A 14,901-nucleotide genomic window follows, 5' to 3' on the forward strand; every position below is an offset into this window, starting at 1 on the left:
TATTGCGGAATTGCAAGTTCTGTTGGCGTGTTTCCTCAAAGGGCTTTGATCCACTGGCGCAGATATTGAAGGCGGTCGCCCAATTGATCGCCATGCCCATGCTTGGCCCGCATTTGGCGCAGCTCTGCCCGGCGCAGGGCTTTGGTGACACCGGCACTGACCTGACCGTCATGGATGTGATTACCCACAAGCGTTTGCGGCAGGATAGCTGGTGGGCCGTGGGTCAGAGTGAGCGCGCGATAGACGTCCACGTCCATCAACCATTCCAAACCCTCGTCAAACCGCAGGTCGGTCGTGGCGCGGAAGGCCAAGACGGAGGGGCTGCCAACCTTATTCTTGCCGTAGTGCAGGCCGGGGCACAGGTGCGGGACAATTGGATTGGTGACTTGCGTGTCTGGCAGGCGGATGACGCCGGATCCGCAGACCAACCAGTCTGCCGTGGCCAACCCGGCCACAATCTGCGCCAGCGCGTCTGACGTCAGGAGCAGGTCATCTTGGAACAGGGTTTTCACAAGGGGGCAGCCGCCTGTGCGATGGCCGTGTTCGTATTGGCCGAGGCCTGTCTGGCGGCGGACCTACCGTCAACGACACGAATGGCAAGTCGGTCGGCCCATTGTGCGCAGACAGTCCGAATGCTGTCGTCTTTGGCTTGGTCGGACACCACCACCTCGCACGAGACGCCACGCTGCGCGGCCACACTTTCGAGGCATTGGTTCAGAAAACGGTCCCCGGTTCCGTGCATCTCGTAGGCTGGTATGCAGACGCTGATCTCGGGGGGTGCGGTCATTCGGGTCGCCTCGATCTGCGCTTGGGTCTTCGCCTTGGCCACACGAGCCTTAGGAGGGCGTGGGCGGTAGCGGTTCTGCCATGTAATCTGCGTGCGGGATATCTACGAGGCCCTTGATTTGCAAGATATCCCGTTCCGCGGGCGGCAGGGTTGCGATGCCGCGTTTCAGGGCGTCTTGCAGGGCGGGGGCCAGCCCGGGCCGGTTCGTGATCAGGGGCAGGCCCGGTGTAGGCCGAGTGTAGGCCACGATCCGCAGGGGGATGCCGGGGCCGATCATGCGCCAGGTGACGGCATCCACGGCCGCCACATCCGCCGTGCCCGTGGCCACCGCCCGGGCACTGATCGCGTGAGAGCCGCTGAGGAAATGCTTGCCCTGCATGCTGATCCCCTCGGCCATGACCCATTCGTAAAGGGCAGCCCAGCCGGATTGGCTATCAAGTGAGTTTACCGCAAGGCGGGGATGATCCGGCAAGGGGCCGCGCCGGGCCACGATCACCGAATTGTAGTACCCCGGCGGCACGTCAGGCAGGCCAAAGTCCAGCGCGCCCACAAGGTTTGTGCTGATGTGCAGGCGTTTGCGATAGGGCAGACCGCAGGACTGGCTTAGGACGAGTTCGCGATCCCGCCAGTGTTTGGACAGATCCCGCGGCGTGCTCAGCACTTCTGGCCCCATGCCCAGATGAAACCGGGTGCGCGTCCACAGCCGCTGCCACGCAGGGGCGGTGTCCTCGGTCCAGTACATGGGCAGGCTTGCGATCATGGGCTGTCTAGGACGCGTCTTCGGCGCGTTGGCGCGCAAGGTTGCTGTCGCGGTCATTGACGCCCAGCAGGTTTGCCACCAGCCGCATCAGGGTGTTCTCGTCATGGTCCCGGGTGCCATCGGCCAGGACGACGGCCCATAGCGCCTCCATCACCGAAGCGCGGTCTTCCAGCGCCACGGCGTCCTTGATGGCGCGGGTAAAACGCACGGTATCCGGTGCCTCCGCCTCCAGCGCTTCGGCCTGAGCGCGCAGCTTGGCAGCCTCGAACGGGGACAACCCGTGACGCGCGGCCAGCACCTTGTCGATGCGGTCAATTTCGACCTGCGCGTAGTCATCATCACTGCGCGCAATGCGGACCAAAAGCGCGGCCAGCGCCAGCTTTGCATCTGGTTCCGGCAGGCGGGTGGGGTTCGGGGCCGTCAGGCGATTTATCAAATCTTGAAACATGATTAACGATTTAGGAGCCGGGGCAGAGATTTACAGCATCTCTGCCCCAAACGCCTTAACAATCGCTTTAAGCGGCCAAATTATGCGGTCGCTTTTGACAGGGCCTGATCGAGGTCGGCGATCAGGTCGTTTGCATCCTCAAGGCCGATGGACACCCGCACCACGTTGGGGGCGGCGCCTGCGGCCTCTTGCTGCTCGGGTGTCAGTTGGCGGTGGGTGGTCGAGGCGGAGTGGATGATCAGCGACCGCGCATCGCCAAGGTTGGCCACGTGGCTGAAGATCTCCAGGTTATCCACCAGTTTCACGCAAGCCTCGTACCCGCCTTTGACCGCGAAGGTGAACAGGCTGCTGGCCCCTTTGGGACAGATTGTCTTCACACGTTCAAAGTAGGGCGAGGATTCCAACCCGGCGTAGGTGACGTAGTCCACGCGGTCGTCCGCCTCCAACCACTTGGCGATCTTGGTGGCATTTTCCACGTGGCGGTCCATGCGCAGGGACAGGGTTTCAATGCCCATCAGCGTGTAATGCGCCGCCTGTGGGTTCATGGTCATGCCCAGATCCCGCAGACCGATGGCGATGCCGTGGAAGGTGAAGGCCAGCGCGCCAAAGGTCTCGTGGAACTTCATGCCGTGGTAGGCAGGCTCGGGCGCAGAGAGGCTGGGGAACTTGTCCGAGGCGGACCAGTCGAACTTGCCCGAATCCACAACACAGCCGCCCGTGACCGTGCCGTTGCCGGTCAGGTACTTGGTGGTCGAATGGACGACCAGCGTCGCCCCGTGTTCAATCGGGCGGCACAGGTAGGGGGTGGCGGTGGTGTTGTCGACGATCAGGGGAATGCCCGCATCATCCGCGATGGCGGCGATCGTAGGCAGGTCGGTGATGTAGCCGCCGGGGTTGGCCACGGCCTCGCAGAAAACGGCGCGGGTGTCGTCGTTGATGGCGGCCTTGACCGCATCCGTATCGTCGAAATCCACAAAGGTCGCGGACCAGCCAAAGCGCTTGATCGTCTGGCTGAACTGGGTCACCGTTCCGCCGTACAGGCGGGTCGAGACGACCACGTTGCGCCCCGGCTCCATCAGCGGGAACAACGCCATGATCTGGGCCGCGTGCCCCGAAGAGCAGCAGACCGCGCCCACGCCGCCCTCGAGCGTTGCGATGCGCTCTTGCAAAACGGCCACGGTCGGGTTGGTCAGGCGCGAATAGATGTAGCCGACCTCTTGCAGGTTAAAAAGGGCGGCGGCGTGTTCGGCATCGCGGAACACAAAGGCGGTGGATTGGTAGATCGGGGTGTTGCGCGCACCGGTTGCGGGGTCGGGGCGGGCACCTGCGTGGATTTGCAGGGTGTCAAAGCCGTAGGTGGGGTCAGACATGGGTCTCTCCTTGGGATGTGCGTTGGCGCGTTGATAAGCGGTGGCGTTCCGCGCGTCCAGCCGAAGGGGGCGCAGGGTCGCACTGGACCTGCGCGGGCGGGTGGTGCATATGGGTGCCAACCCCTGACCGGAGGAATGAACGATGGCCAATATGATCAAACGCGCCTTGACATGGTGGAACAGCCAAACGTGGGGCACGCAACTGTTCACGTGGCGCAAGGGCGTGCGCGTGGGCGAGGATGATCTGGGCAACGTGTACTACGAAACCAAGGATGGCGTGCGGCGTTGGGTGATCTTCAATGGCGAAGCAGAGGCCAGCCGGGTTGGCCCCGAATGGCACGGGTGGCTGCACCACACCTTCAAGGAACCGCCCACCGAGGCCCCCTTCGTCCATAAGGATTGGGAAAAGCCCCACGACATGAACCTGACCGGCACGGCGCAAGCCTATGTGCCCGCTGGCAGCCTGCGCCGCGCCAAACCGGCGGAGCGTCAGGATTACGAGGCGTGGCAGCCCGAGTGAGACTGGCCGGAGCCCTGTGATGTCCGAGAACCGCGTCGAAGTTTTGGTGGGAGCAGCCGTGCTGGCCGTTGCGGTCGGTTTCTTCGTGTTCGTTGCCCAAGCCACGGGGCTGGGTGGGCAGGGCGGCGCACAGGTGACCTATCAGGCGTCCTTCCGGGCCGCAGACGGGATCGCCGTGGGCACGGATGTGCGCATGGCGGGCGTCAAACTGGGCACGGTTACCGGATTGGACCTGAACACCGAAACCTTCCGGGCAGATGCGCAGATCACGGTGCCGGCGGATCTGGAGGTGCCGGACGACTCGGCGCTGGTGATTTCATCCGAGGGCTTGCTGGGCGGCAACTTCGTCGAGATCGTGCCCGGCGGCTCGCCTTTCGTGTTGGAACCGAACGGACAGTTCGTGGACACCCAAGGGTCGGTCTCTTTGGTGTCGCTGCTGATGAAATTCGTAACCGGGGCAGGCGAATGATCCGCGCGCTGGTTCTGGTCGCAGCGTTGATCGGTGCGCAAGCGCAGGCGCAAGCGGTGTCTGTGCGCACCGAAGACGCGCAGGCGGCGTTACTGCGGACTTTGGACAAAGTGTCGGGCAATGTGATCGACGTGGAAATGGCTGTGGGACAGACCATGGCCTATGGCCCGTTGCAGATCACCCTGACCGCCTGCAAGTACCCGACCAACAACCCCGCAGGTGACGCTTTCGCCCATCTGGTGGTGGTCGACACGCGCGATGCGGTGGATATCTTTCAAGGCTGGATGCTGGCATCTTCCCCGGCGCTGATGGCGCTGGATCATCCGCGCTATGACGTTTGGCTGTTGCGCTGCAAGACTTCGTGAACCGGCGGCATATCCGGGGCTGCGCCGAATTCGGCCTTGATCCGTAGGGCGTCTTCCAACAGGTCGTGATAGGTGGATCGTGGGATTTCCTCGGCCCCAAGGCTTTCGAGGTGATCGGTGATGAACTGCGTGTCGAACAGGGTGAACCCGCCCGCGCGCAGACGGTGGGTGGCATAGGCCAGCGCCACCTTGGATGCGTCCGTGGCCCGGCTGAACATGCTTTCGCCAAAGAACGCGCCCCCCAGACAGACGCCGTAGACCCCGCCGACCAAATCATCGCCGCACCAGACCTCGACCGAATGGGCAAAGCCCGCCCGGTGCAACTGGTTATACAGGGCTGCGATTTCGTCGTTGATCCACGTCTCGTCCCGGTCCGCGCAGCCTTCCACGACGGCCCCAAACGCCTGGTCCGTGGTGACGGTATATACGCCCGATCGCAACCGCTTGGCCAAGGACCGCGAGATGTGGAACCCGTCGAGGGGCAGTACCCCGCGCAACTGTGGATCGACCCAGAAAATCTCCTCCGCGTCGCGCCCCTCGGCCATGGGAAAGATGCCCGACGCATAGGCGCGCAGCAGGGTCTCAGGGGTCAGACGGGGTTGGCGATAGCGCGCAGACATGCCCTAAGGGTAGTCCGCCGCCCCCTCGGGGGGAAGGGCCAGAAACACGATTGCACCCACAAGCGAGCACAGGGCGACCGAGATCATCAGGGGCAGGGGCGTGCCGTCGAACGCCAGCCCGATGGGGGCGGCCAACAGGGCACCGCCCACCGTGGAAAGTGACGTGATGACCGAGGCGGCAAGACCCGCGATATGGCCCATAGGCTGCATCGACAGGGCCGTCAGGTTGCCCAGCAGGGGGGCCGCTTGGTAAAAGATCGAGATTTGCCACAGGACAAACATGGCGAACAGGGCTTGCGGCCCCAACAGGCCCGATGCCCAAAGGCCCGCGCAAAGGGTCGAAAAGATCACTTGGGCGCGCAGGGCAAAGGTGATGATTGCCCGCATCCCAAAGACCCCGACATAGCGTGCGTTCAGCAGGCTTGCGGACATGGAGATCACCGCCACGACCCCGAACCAGATCGCAAAGCTGTCGGCCCGGTCGAATGTGATCTCGTAGATCGGCTGCACGGAGGACAGGGTGCCGAACAACATGGCCGAGGCAAGGATCTGCACCAGGATCGCGAGGGCGACCGTCCGGCTGCTCAGGACTTCGCGGATCGCCGCCCAGATTTCGCGCAGGTTCACGGGGCGGCGTTTGTCCGGCAACAGGGTTTCCGGCTGGCGCAGGCCCAGCCACAGGCTGAAGGTGATGGCGAACAGGATGAAGGCCACGAAGATCGCGCGCCAGTCCGCCACGGCGATGATCTGTTCGCCTATCAACGGGGCGAGGGCTGGTACGAGGGCGAAAATCATCATCACGAAGGACTGGATCTTGGCCATCTCCCGGCCTTCGTAAAGGTCGCGGATAATCGCCATGACCACCACGCGCGGCCCGGCGCCGCCCAACCCTTGGATCAGGCGGGCCAGCAACAGGGTTTCCAGCGTCGGTGCGACATAGGCAAGGGCCGAGCCTGCGCAGAACAGCGCGGCAAAGCCGATCACCACAGGCTTGCGCCCCACGGCATCGGACAGGGGCCCTGCAACCAAGGTGCCAAGACCCAGGCCCAACACAAAGAACAGGATCACGCCCATGGCCAGATTGGGCGCATCGGGCGAAAGCTCTGTCCCGATGTCCGGAAGGCTGGGCAGCATGGCGTCGATGGAAAAGGCTATGTTGGCCGTGATCATCGCCATCAGGGCGATAAACTCGACGCGGCTGAGGGCGCGTAGGTGTCTAGCCATTTTGCGCGGCCAGCTGCGCCGCAAGATCGTCGATGACTTGCAACCACAGCTCGGAGGGTTGCGCGCCGGGCACGACGTGCTGGTTTGCGATCACAAACGTGGGGACAGAATTCACACCGCGTTCCCGGGCATGGGTGTCGCGGGCACGGATTTCCTCGGCATCCTCCTCGGTGGCCAGAAGGCGGCGCACAAGGGCCGGGTCCATCTCGGCCCGTTCGGCCACGCCAACCAGAACCTCTGTATCACCAATGTCCTGGCCGTTGGTGAAATAGGCGTCGAACAGGAATTGCACGACCGGGGTCTGCCGCCCCTCTAGCCCCGCCCAGTGGATCAGGCGGTGGGAGTTCAGGGTGTTCGGCGTGCGGGTGATCTTGTCAAGGTGCATGGGCAGGCCCATCTCCTCGGCGGTTTGGTAGATCGGCGCATAGGCGCGTACCGCGGCGTCCCGGCCCCCGAACTTGCCTTCAAGATAGGCGCGGCGTTCCATTCCGTCTGCGGGCATATCGGGGTTCAGCTGGAACGGGTGCCACTGGATGTCGAACGGATGCTCAGGCCTTTGTTCGAGGGCTGCGAACAGGCGAGACTTGCCGATAAAACACCAGGGGCAAATAGGGTCGGAGAATATGTCGAGCGTTATCATGGCCCCCGATTGGCAGGTGTCGTGTGGGATGGCAAGCCCCGGGGCGCAGCCCCGGACACCGGGGTACGTCCGAAGCCATATGGATCAGGGGCGGCGCAGGAACGCCCGCCACGTGTCGCCCGCCCGCAGGGCACGGCGGTTCACCTTGCCATTGGCGTTGCGGGGCAGGGTGTCCGTGGGCACGTAGATGTGAGGGCGTTTGTAGGGCGCGAGGGTGTTTTCGGCTTGGGCGCGCAGATCCGCCTCGGTGGCGCCTGCGTAAAAACAAGCGATCAAGCGGGCTCCCGTGGGCGTGGCCACTTCGGTCACCGCGATATCCGCGAGGCCGAGGGTGGTGCGTAGCTTGTCCTCCACCTCCAGCGGCGAGACGCGGAACCCGCCTGCGTTCATCATGTCGTCGCGGCGGGCGAGATATGTGACCGCACCGTCCGGGGCCATGACCACCTCGTCCCCCGTTTCGAACCACTCGGGCACAGGGGCGGGGCCGTCGCCGTGCCAGTAGCCCAGCATCAGGCCCGGATCGGTCCGGTGAATGGCCATGACGCCCGGGGTGCCCCTTGGCACCGGCATCCCGTCTTCCAGCACGGCAAGGGTTCGCCCTTGTTGGGGATAGCCTTGGGTGCCCTCGGGCGCGGGGCGGTCGGGACTGCTGGACAGGTAGGTGGAACATTCGGACATGCCCAAAGCCTCGTGGACCTTGGTTCCCGTTGCAACGGTCCAGGCGGCGTGGGTGGCGGGGGCCATCGCCTCGCCAGCGGACAACCCGTGGCGCAGGGCGGGCAGGGGTGGCATGGGTGCGCGCAGCATTTGCCGATAGACACCGGGGGCGGCGGCAAAGATCGTGGCCTTGGCGCAGGCCAGCAGCCTAGGCAGATCGCCGGGTGCTGTGCCCTGCGCAGGGATCAGGGCGGTGGCCCCCCGTGCCCAAGGGTCCATCAGTCCGGTGCCCAAGGTGTAGGTCCAGTTGAAGGCCCCCGCGTGCAGCACGCGGTCCTGACCCGTCAAGCCGTACCATCCGTCCCACATCATCCGCCGTGCCCAAACCGCCCGGTGCGCGTGGCATACGGCGCGCGGTCTGCCAGAGGAGCCTGAGGTGTAGACAATATAGGCCAGCCGGTTGGGGTGCCCTTGGTCCGGGGGCGGGGCGGGACGGTCGTGCATGGCGGCCAGCGCCGCAGCCTCCATCACCGCTCCGCCGCCCGTGGATAGGCCCGCGCTGGCCACGGTCAGGGCTGGGCGCAGCTCTGTCACCATGGCGGCGACCTCGGACGCGGTCAGTCCGGCGGCGGTGGGCACGGGCACAAGGCCCGCCCAGATGCAGGCCAGAAAGGTGATGGGAAAGTCCACGGTGTTGTCCAAACGCATCAGAACGCGGTCCCCGGGGGACACCCCGTGATCCAGCAGACCGCGCGCCACACCGGCCACGGCGCGGCGAAGCTGCCCATAGGTCCACGTCACATCCAGTGCGGCGTCAAGCAGAACAAGGGCGGCTGTGTCATCTGCTCCGGCCGCCAACACATACTCGGCCATGTTGAAGGGCTGGGGCGGTGGGGTCGGGGTGCCGTGTACGATGCTGTCCATCGTCCTGCGCTAGCGGTCTGACGGGGCGCTTGCAAGGCGGCCCACAGACGCGGTATTGGACCCCATGTCCGACGCAGAACCCAGCCTGATCCGCCTTGCCCGTGAAAACGGCGACACCGCCCCCGTGGAACCGTTGGACCTGTCCGCGCGGGTTCGGGACCTTCGGAAATCCAAGGGCTGGACGCTGGAACAGGCCGCGACCCAAGCGGGGCTGGCCCGGTCCACGCTGTCCAAGATCGAGAACGGCCAGATGTCCCCTACGTGGGAGGCGTTGAAGAAACTGGCCACGGGGCTGGAAATCAGCGTCCCGCAGCTGTTCACGCCCCCCAAGGACAACAAGGTGAACGGACGGCGCACGATCACCAAGGCGGGCGAAGGCCAAGCGCATATCACCGCCACCTACGAGCACGAGATGCTGGCCGGCGCCCTGACCAACACCCGCATGATGCCCTACCGCGCGCGCATCCGGGCGCGGTCTTTCGATGAATTCGAAGGTTGGGTGCGCCACGATGGCGAGGAATTTCTGCTGGTCCTGACCGGTGCCATCCAACTGTTCACGGAGTTCTATGAACCCGTGGAGATGCGTCGTGGCGACTCGGCCTATTACGACGCAAGCATGGGGCACAACGTCGTGTCCATTTCCGAGGATGATGCCACGATCCTGTGGGTTACATCCCTGTCGTAAGCCCGTCGCGCCTATTTCTGGTGTCGTGAACGTTTCCGTAACTTGCCTGTGTCAAGGCAAGGACCACCGGAGGTTTGGTCTGCGGATGGGGATCCATCCCATGATAACGATACGAGGGCAGAGCGGTCCGCGCTTTCCGGTCAAGGGACTGATTTGAAGGGAAAGCATCCATGATCCTGATCACTGAAACGATGGACGCGACTTGGGTCGATTGGCTGCGCGGGCGGGCCGAGGTGACTTACGCGCCGGACCTGACCGACCAACCCGAACAATTGGATGGGCTTGCGGGTCGGGCGGATGCCCTGATCGTCGGCAGCCGGACGCAGGTGCACGGCGACCTGCTGGATGCGGGGTTTTCCTGCGTTGGGGTTTTGGGCGAAAGCCTTGATAACATTGATCTTGTCGGGTGCAAGGATGCAGGGATCGAGGTCTTTCCCGCCCATGGGTGCGACACCCGCTCGGTCGCGGAATATGTGGTCACCACCGCCGCGATGTTGCTGCGCGGGGCCTATGACATGCGCGGCGGGATGGAGGCAGGCGCATGGCCCCGTGGCTTGGCCGGGCAGGGCCGCGAGATGGGCGGCAAGACCATGGGCTTGATTGGGTTCGGCCGCATCGCCCGTGTCACGGCGGATATCGCGCGGGCCATGGGAGTGACGGTGATCGCCCATGATCCCAATGTGCCTGCCAGTGATCCGGCATGGGGTGCCACGAAGTCGGTGTCTTTGGCCGAGTTATTTGCACAATCGGACATGGTATCGCTTCATATCCCTTTGACAGAGGCGAACCACTACTTGATCTGCGCGGATACAATCGCAAAGATGAAGAAGGGCGCGGTCCTGATCAACGCGGCGCGTGGTGGGATTGTGGATGAATACGCGCTGGCCTATGGGTTGCGCAGCGGGCACTTGGCGGGGGCTGCTTTGGACACGTTTGAACATGAACCACTGGTGCGCACGGATCGCTTTATCGGCGTGCCGAACTTGATCCTGACACCGCACATCGGGGGAGCGACGGTGGACGCGCGCGCCCGGGTTTCGGAAATGGCGGCGCGCCGAGTGGCCGCGCATCTGGGCTTGCCGGAATGACAGTGCTGAGCCTGTCGGGCCATGGCCTGACGGCGCGGATTATGACATGGGGCGCGGTTTTGATGGACCTGCGCTTGGCAGGGCACGACGCGCCCTTGGTGCTGGGGTTTGACGCGCCCGCACTTTATCCCGACCATTCCCCGTATTTCGGCGCAACCGCGGGACGGTGCGCCAACCGGATCGGCAAGGGGCAGTGGTCCTTGGATGGTGTGACGTATCACACGGACAGAAACTTTCTGGGAAAACATACACTTCATGGGGGGCGGCAGGGTATCGGCAGACGCGATTGGAGCCTGTTGACCGCCAGTGCAGACCGCGCGGTGTTTCACCTGACCGACCCAGACGGGGCCATGGGGTTCCCGGGCAATCTGCAGATCTGGTACGAGGTGCGGATCAAGCCCGGCGCGTGCCTGTCCCTGCGCTACACCGCCAAAACCGATGCGCCCACGCTGGTCAATCTGGCGCACCATTCCTATTGGAGCCTAGATGACACCGGGGGCCTGGATCACCACCACCTTCAGGTCGACGCAGCCCACTATCTGCCCGTGGACGACGAACTGATCCCGACCGGCGACATCGCAGATGTCACCGGCACACGGTTCGATTTTCGGGCCGGTCGACCCGTGCAGGATTCCGCACGCATCGACCATAACCTGTGCATATCCTCGCACAGGTCGCCCCTGCGGCCTATCGGTCGGCTGTGGTCCACGCAGTCGGGGGTGGCGATGGACATCGCCTCGACGGAAAGCGGCTTGCAGGTCTATGACGGGGCCCATGTCGCGCCGAAAGTGCCCGGCTTGGACGGGCGCACCTACGGGGCCTTTGCGGGGGTTGCGTTGGAACCCCAAGGCTGGCCAGATGCGCCGAACCACCCTAGCTTTCCCAGTGCGGTCCTGCGCCCGGGGCAGACCTATGAACAGATCACGGAATTCAGCTTTACCAAGGAAGACACCTGATGAGCTTTGAGACCTACATGCGCCAGTCCAACCTTGTTGCGGGCGAATGGATCACCTCCGACAGCGGCAAGACCATCGACGTGACCAACCCCGCAACGGGCGAGGTCATCGGCACGGTCCCCGCCAGCGGCACCGCCGAGACGGAGCGTGCGATTGCCGCCGCCGCCGCCGCCTTCCCGGATTTCGCGGCCACGTCCCTGATGGACCGCTGCAACATGCTGTGGAAGTTGCACGATGCGCTGATGGACAACCAAAAGTCCCTTGCGGAACTGCTGACGGTCGAGATGGGCAAACCCCTAGCCGAGGCCATGGGCGAGATCGCCATCGGCGCGCAATACGTCCGCTGGTTCGCCGAGGAAGCCCGGCGCGCCAAAGGGGAAATCGTCCCCGCCGGTGTGAACGGGCGGCGCATCCTTGTCACCAAACACCCCGTGGGCGTGGTGGGCATGATCACGCCCTGGAACTTTCCCAGCAGCATGCTGGCCCGCAAGGTGGCCCCGGCGCTGGCCGTGGGCTGTACCATCGTGGCCAAACCCGCGACCGCGACACCCTATTCCGGTCTGGCTTGGGGGGCATTGGCCGAGGAGGTCGGCTATCCCGCCGGTGTGGTCAACATCCTGACCGGATCTGCCCGCGACATCGGCGGCGCGATCATGGCCGCGCCCGAGGTGCGCAAAGTGACCTTCACCGGGTCCACGGACGTGGGCAAAGAGCTGATCCGCCAATCGGCGGACACGGTCAAAAAGGTCAGCATGGAGCTGGGCGGCAACGCGCCCTTCATCGTGTTTGACGACGCCGATCTGGACCGCGCGGTGGAGGGGGCCATGGTCTCCAAGTTCCGCAATGCGGGCCAAACCTGTGTCTGTGCCAACCGCATCTATGTGCAGGCCGGCATCCACGACGCCTTTGTGGCCAAGCTGAAGGCCGCCACCGAGGCCATGAAAGTCGGCAACGGTCTGGAAGAGGGCGTGGAACAGGGCCCGATGATCGACATGGACGCGGTGGAAAAGGTCGAAGAATTCATCGCAGACGCCACCGCCAAGGGCGGCACCATCGTCACAGGTGGCGCGCGGCACGGCAAGGGCGGTACCTATTTCCAGCCCACGGTGATCACCGGGGCCACGCAAGATATGGCCTTTGCCACCGGTGAGATTTTTGGCCCCCTTGCGCCCGTGTTCAAGTTCGACAGCGAGGCGGAGGTGATCGCCATGGCGAACGCCACGGACTTTGGCCTGGCCTGCTATGCCTACACGTCCGACGTGGGGCGCAGCTATCGTCTGACGGACGGGTTGCAATACGGGATGGTGGGGATCAACTCGGGCCTGATCACGACCGTCGAGGCGCCTTTTGGCGGCGTTAAGGAATCCGGTCTGGGCAAGGAGGGCGGCAGCCAGGGCCTGGAGGATTATTTGGACACGAAATACACCTGTGTGGATGGCATCTGAGGGATTGCGCTGCGCGTCGCGCATCGCCGGGGTGGGGGCGCTGCCCCCCGTCGCCTTCGGCGCCTCCCCCCGGGGGTATTGGGGACCCAATGAAGGGGTTAGCCCAGGCGCTTGATCAGCTTGTGGTGCCTGGCGCAGGCGGCGACAACTTTGCCGAATGTGTCGAGGCCTTTGCCTTCTAGGACGGGGATCAGGCGTTCCAGTGCGAGGGCTGTGGCGCGGGCATCGCCCAGGGCCGTGTGGCGCTGGTCTTCGGGGATGGTGAGGTTGAGCCGCTGACACAGGGCGTCAAGCGTGTGGGTTTCCGTGTCGCCATAGACGACCGCCGACAGCAGCACCGTATCCAGCACCGGATGGTCGAATTGTGCGCCGATGTCGCCCTCGCGGCGGCGCAGGAAGGCCATGTCGAAGGGCGCGTTATGGGCCAGCAGGACGGAGCCTTGGGCGTAGCGGTGAAAGCGCGCGAGGGTGGCGGTGACGCTGGGGGCATCTATCACATCGGTGTCGCTGATGCCGTGGACGGCGGTGGAGGAGGCGGGGATCTTGCGGCCCGGGTTGACGAGGGTGTCGAACGCCTCCTCCCGCAGGTGGCCGCCGACGACGCGCAGGGCGCCCAGTTGGACGATCTCGTCCCCGCTGGCGGGGGACAGGCCCGTGGTTTCGGTGTCAAAGACGGTGAAACACAGGTCGCGCAGTTTGGTGGCGGCGAGGTCGGGGCTGGCGATGCGGTGCAGCAGGCTGAAATCGCGTAAGATTTCGGGGTGTTGTGCCTTGGGCAGGTCCACGAAGGTCGCAAGGCGGGCGGGGGTATCCAGCTCGATCGGTTCGACCTTGACCCTTGTGGTGGCGCCGTCCGGCAGGGTGAGTGTATCCGCCGCCAGCCCGTCCAGCGGGCGGCCAAGGCAGACGTGTTCGGGGCCAAGGGCATCGCGAAGGCCGGTGGTATACAGGGCAAGGCGGCCATCCTGGGACAGTACGGCGACCGGGTGGGGCAGGGTGGCCAGCAGCCGTTCCAACTGTGCGATGTCGCTAGACAGGCGGGCGGTTTCGCGTTGGATCGCTTCCGTCAAAGCGGCCTCGCTGTCGGACAGGCGGCCGGCCATGGCCTGGGCCGCGGGGGCCAGATCGCCGAGGTATTTGGCGGCCTCCGGGTCCAGGGTTGCCCCTGCGTCCGTGTGGGCCCGGGCGCGCAGGTGGGCGGCCAGGGCATCGACGGGTTTGGCCACGTGGTCGTCGAACAGGGTCCAGATCCATGTGGTCAGCCCGATGATGGCCACGCAGCCCACCAGTCCCGCGATGATGAACCCGGTGAGGGCGGCCGGGTCGTGCAGGCGGCCGTAGCCCAACCACAGCGCCACCATGAACAGGCCCGCGCCGCCAAACCCCATCAGCGCGAAGAACAAGAAGATGCGCACACGAAGGGAGAGGTGGGCCATGGATCAGTCCTGACAGGCCAGTGCGAGGGTCGGATCGTCGCCCGGCAGGGTGCGCCATGCGGTGTCGGGCGGCAGGCTCAGGTCGCCGGGCACTTGGGCGCGGGCGCCCTTGGCGCAATCGAACAGGGCGGGTATCGGTTGCGGCGGCGCGTGGCGGCCATAGACGAACAGGGGTACAAGGCGTACGTCCGGCGCGTCCTCGCGGGTTTGGATGTTGAAGCGGTCCACCACGATGAACCCGTCCACGAAGGGCCGCGCAAAGGTCCAGGGCCGGAACCATGCGGTGTTTTCGCGGGTGACGGCGACCTCGAACCCCTCGGGCAGGGTGGCGGATTGGCGGGCGAACCAGCTGTATTCGTTGTAGATCGTCATGGCGATCATGCAGGCGGCGACCATTGCGGGGGTGAACCAGCCCGGCAGGCCCGCGATCCAGCGTTTGGCGATGATGGCGAACAGTGCCCCCGCGCCCCCGGCTACGACTGTTGCGATAAGATCCCAGAACATGGC

At 64.7% G+C, this 14,901-nt stretch carries 18 protein-coding genes; 7 read left to right on the forward strand and 11 right to left on the reverse strand.

Annotated elements, in window-relative coordinates; translation table 11 throughout:
- Positions 1–35 precede the first annotated feature (35 nt).
- The 5 genes from ACZ1G0_RS04875 to ACZ1G0_RS04895 all read right to left on the reverse strand — a co-directional run bounded on the left by ACZ1G0_RS04875 (position 36) and on the right by ACZ1G0_RS04895 (position 3,365).
- Positions 36–512 (reverse strand): hypothetical protein, encoded by a 477-nt coding sequence (locus ACZ1G0_RS04875; RefSeq protein WP_472735916.1) that lies wholly within the window; start codon positions 510–512, stop codon positions 36–38.
- Entirely contained in the window at positions 509–787 is a 279-nt protein-coding gene (locus tag ACZ1G0_RS04880; RefSeq protein ID WP_472735917.1) for a glycosyltransferase family 2 protein, read from the reverse strand. Before ACZ1G0_RS04880 ends, ACZ1G0_RS04875 begins: the two co-directional genes overlap by 4 nt.
- Before the next feature lie 49 nt (positions 788–836).
- The gene (locus tag ACZ1G0_RS04885) at positions 837–1,547 is read right to left on the reverse strand and encodes a phosphate/phosphite/phosphonate ABC transporter substrate-binding protein (protein WP_472735918.1); all 711 of its coding nucleotides are present in this window, start codon (positions 1,545–1,547) and stop codon (positions 837–839) included.
- Between the two features lie 7 nt (positions 1,548–1,554).
- Positions 1,555–1,995, reverse strand: a complete 441-nt coding sequence (locus tag ACZ1G0_RS04890; RefSeq protein ID WP_472735919.1) for a tellurite resistance TerB family protein — start codon at positions 1,993–1,995, stop codon at positions 1,555–1,557.
- An 80-nt stretch (positions 1,996–2,075) separates the two neighbouring features.
- Complete coding sequence (locus ACZ1G0_RS04895) at positions 2,076–3,365, reverse strand: O-acetylhomoserine aminocarboxypropyltransferase/cysteine synthase family protein (RefSeq protein ID WP_472735920.1); 1,290 nt, start codon at positions 3,363–3,365, stop codon at positions 2,076–2,078.
- A gap of 142 nt (positions 3,366–3,507) precedes the next feature.
- Here ACZ1G0_RS04895 and ACZ1G0_RS04900 point away from each other — a divergent pair, with 142 nt between their 5' ends.
- Genes ACZ1G0_RS04900 through ACZ1G0_RS04910 form a run of 3 tightly spaced genes read left to right on the forward strand, consistent with a single transcriptional unit; the run spans position 3,508 to position 4,719 of the window.
- Positions 3,508–3,885: an NADH:ubiquinone oxidoreductase subunit NDUFA12 gene (locus ACZ1G0_RS04900; RefSeq protein WP_472735921.1), complete on the forward strand. Its 378-nt coding sequence runs from the start codon at positions 3,508–3,510 to the stop codon at positions 3,883–3,885.
- Between the two features lie 19 nt (positions 3,886–3,904).
- Positions 3,905–4,354: an MlaD family protein gene (locus ACZ1G0_RS04905; protein ID WP_472735922.1), complete on the forward strand. Its 450-nt coding sequence runs from the start codon at positions 3,905–3,907 to the stop codon at positions 4,352–4,354.
- On the forward strand, positions 4,351–4,719 hold the full coding sequence (locus ACZ1G0_RS04910; RefSeq protein WP_472735923.1) for a DUF2155 domain-containing protein: 369 nt from the start codon (positions 4,351–4,353) through the stop codon (positions 4,717–4,719). Before ACZ1G0_RS04905 ends, ACZ1G0_RS04910 begins: the two co-directional genes overlap by 4 nt.
- Here the strand turns inward: ACZ1G0_RS04910 and aat are convergent.
- The 4 genes from aat to ACZ1G0_RS04930 all read right to left on the reverse strand — a co-directional run bounded on the left by aat (position 4,683) and on the right by ACZ1G0_RS04930 (position 8,784).
- A complete protein-coding gene (gene aat, locus ACZ1G0_RS04915) occupies positions 4,683–5,339 on the reverse strand; it encodes a leucyl/phenylalanyl-tRNA--protein transferase (RefSeq protein ID WP_472735924.1) in 657 nt (218 codons plus the stop codon). The genes ACZ1G0_RS04910 and aat overlap by 37 nt on opposite strands.
- A 3-nt stretch (positions 5,340–5,342) precedes the next feature.
- Entirely contained in the window at positions 5,343–6,563 is a 1,221-nt protein-coding gene (locus ACZ1G0_RS04920) for a multidrug effflux MFS transporter (RefSeq protein WP_472735925.1), read from the reverse strand.
- A complete protein-coding gene (locus tag ACZ1G0_RS04925) occupies positions 6,556–7,203 on the reverse strand; it encodes a DsbA family oxidoreductase (RefSeq protein WP_472735926.1) in 648 nt (215 codons plus the stop codon). The genes ACZ1G0_RS04920 and ACZ1G0_RS04925 overlap by 8 nt, the downstream gene beginning before the upstream one ends.
- An 84-nt stretch (positions 7,204–7,287) precedes the next feature.
- Positions 7,288–8,784 (reverse strand): class I adenylate-forming enzyme family protein, encoded by a 1,497-nt coding sequence (locus ACZ1G0_RS04930; protein WP_472735927.1) that lies wholly within the window; start codon positions 8,782–8,784, stop codon positions 7,288–7,290.
- A gap of 64 nt (positions 8,785–8,848) precedes the next feature.
- On the opposite strand from ACZ1G0_RS04930, the gene ACZ1G0_RS04935 reads away from it, so the two are divergent.
- From ACZ1G0_RS04935 to ACZ1G0_RS04950, 4 genes are all read left to right on the forward strand, one after another.
- On the forward strand, positions 8,849–9,469 hold the full coding sequence (locus ACZ1G0_RS04935; protein WP_472735928.1) for a helix-turn-helix domain-containing protein: 621 nt from the start codon (positions 8,849–8,851) through the stop codon (positions 9,467–9,469).
- Positions 9,470–9,639: 170 nt separating this feature from the next.
- Positions 9,640–10,557, forward strand: coding sequence for an NAD(P)-dependent oxidoreductase (locus tag ACZ1G0_RS04940; RefSeq protein ID WP_472735929.1), 918 nt, complete (start codon positions 9,640–9,642; stop codon positions 10,555–10,557).
- A complete protein-coding gene (locus ACZ1G0_RS04945; protein ID WP_472735930.1) occupies positions 10,554–11,513 on the forward strand; it encodes an aldose epimerase family protein in 960 nt (319 codons plus the stop codon). Before ACZ1G0_RS04940 ends, ACZ1G0_RS04945 begins: the two co-directional genes overlap by 4 nt.
- Complete coding sequence (locus tag ACZ1G0_RS04950) at positions 11,513–12,958, forward strand: NAD-dependent succinate-semialdehyde dehydrogenase (RefSeq protein WP_472735931.1); 1,446 nt, start codon at positions 11,513–11,515, stop codon at positions 12,956–12,958. The genes ACZ1G0_RS04945 and ACZ1G0_RS04950 overlap by 1 nt, the downstream gene beginning before the upstream one ends.
- A 98-nt stretch (positions 12,959–13,056) precedes the next feature.
- On the opposite strand, the gene ACZ1G0_RS04955 is transcribed toward ACZ1G0_RS04950, so the two are convergent.
- On the reverse strand, positions 13,057–14,394 hold the full coding sequence (locus ACZ1G0_RS04955) for a 3'-5' exonuclease (protein ID WP_472735932.1): 1,338 nt from the start codon (positions 14,392–14,394) through the stop codon (positions 13,057–13,059).
- A 3-nt stretch (positions 14,395–14,397) separates the two neighbouring features.
- A complete protein-coding gene (locus ACZ1G0_RS04960) occupies positions 14,398–14,898 on the reverse strand; it encodes a hypothetical protein (protein WP_472735933.1) in 501 nt (166 codons plus the stop codon).
- Positions 14,899–14,901: the final 3 nt, after the last annotated feature.

The sequence above is a fragment of the Thalassobacter sp. HA4-2 genome (assembly GCF_055693705.1).

What these genes read in the sequence shown, in the direction of transcription:
- ACZ1G0_RS04910 (WP_472735923.1), top strand. Translation starts at nt 4,351, where the DNA reads ATGATCCGCGCGCTGGTTCTGGTCGCAGCGTTGATCGGTGCGCAAGCG.
- ACZ1G0_RS04960 (WP_472735933.1), bottom strand. Translation starts at nt 14,898, where the DNA reads ATGTTCTGGGATCTTATCGCAACAGTCGTAGCCGGGGGCGCGGGGGCA.
- ACZ1G0_RS04955 (WP_472735932.1), bottom strand. Translation starts at nt 14,394, where the DNA reads ATGGCCCACCTCTCCCTTCGTGTGCGCATCTTCTTGTTCTTCGCGCTG.
- ACZ1G0_RS04890 (WP_472735919.1), bottom strand. Translation starts at nt 1,995, where the DNA reads ATGTTTCAAGATTTGATAAATCGCCTGACGGCCCCGAACCCCACCCGC.
- ACZ1G0_RS04895 (WP_472735920.1), bottom strand. Translation starts at nt 3,365, where the DNA reads ATGTCTGACCCCACCTACGGCTTTGACACCCTGCAAATCCACGCAGGT.
- aat (WP_472735924.1), bottom strand. Translation starts at nt 5,339, where the DNA reads ATGTCTGCGCGCTATCGCCAACCCCGTCTGACCCCTGAGACCCTGCTG.
- ACZ1G0_RS04920 (WP_472735925.1), bottom strand. Translation starts at nt 6,563, where the DNA reads ATGGCTAGACACCTACGCGCCCTCAGCCGCGTCGAGTTTATCGCCCTG.
- ACZ1G0_RS04900 (WP_472735921.1), top strand. Translation starts at nt 3,508, where the DNA reads ATGGCCAATATGATCAAACGCGCCTTGACATGGTGGAACAGCCAAACG.
- ACZ1G0_RS04940 (WP_472735929.1), top strand. Translation starts at nt 9,640, where the DNA reads ATGATCCTGATCACTGAAACGATGGACGCGACTTGGGTCGATTGGCTG.
- ACZ1G0_RS04880 (WP_472735917.1), bottom strand. Translation starts at nt 787, where the DNA reads ATGACCGCACCCCCCGAGATCAGCGTCTGCATACCAGCCTACGAGATG.
- ACZ1G0_RS04945 (WP_472735930.1), top strand. Translation starts at nt 10,554, where the DNA reads ATGACAGTGCTGAGCCTGTCGGGCCATGGCCTGACGGCGCGGATTATG.
- ACZ1G0_RS04905 (WP_472735922.1), top strand. Translation starts at nt 3,905, where the DNA reads ATGTCCGAGAACCGCGTCGAAGTTTTGGTGGGAGCAGCCGTGCTGGCC.
- ACZ1G0_RS04885 (WP_472735918.1), bottom strand. Translation starts at nt 1,547, where the DNA reads ATGATCGCAAGCCTGCCCATGTACTGGACCGAGGACACCGCCCCTGCG.
- ACZ1G0_RS04950 (WP_472735931.1), top strand. Translation starts at nt 11,513, where the DNA reads ATGAGCTTTGAGACCTACATGCGCCAGTCCAACCTTGTTGCGGGCGAA.
- ACZ1G0_RS04935 (WP_472735928.1), top strand. Translation starts at nt 8,849, where the DNA reads ATGTCCGACGCAGAACCCAGCCTGATCCGCCTTGCCCGTGAAAACGGC.
- ACZ1G0_RS04930 (WP_472735927.1), bottom strand. Translation starts at nt 8,784, where the DNA reads ATGGACAGCATCGTACACGGCACCCCGACCCCACCGCCCCAGCCCTTC.
- ACZ1G0_RS04925 (WP_472735926.1), bottom strand. Translation starts at nt 7,203, where the DNA reads ATGATAACGCTCGACATATTCTCCGACCCTATTTGCCCCTGGTGTTTT.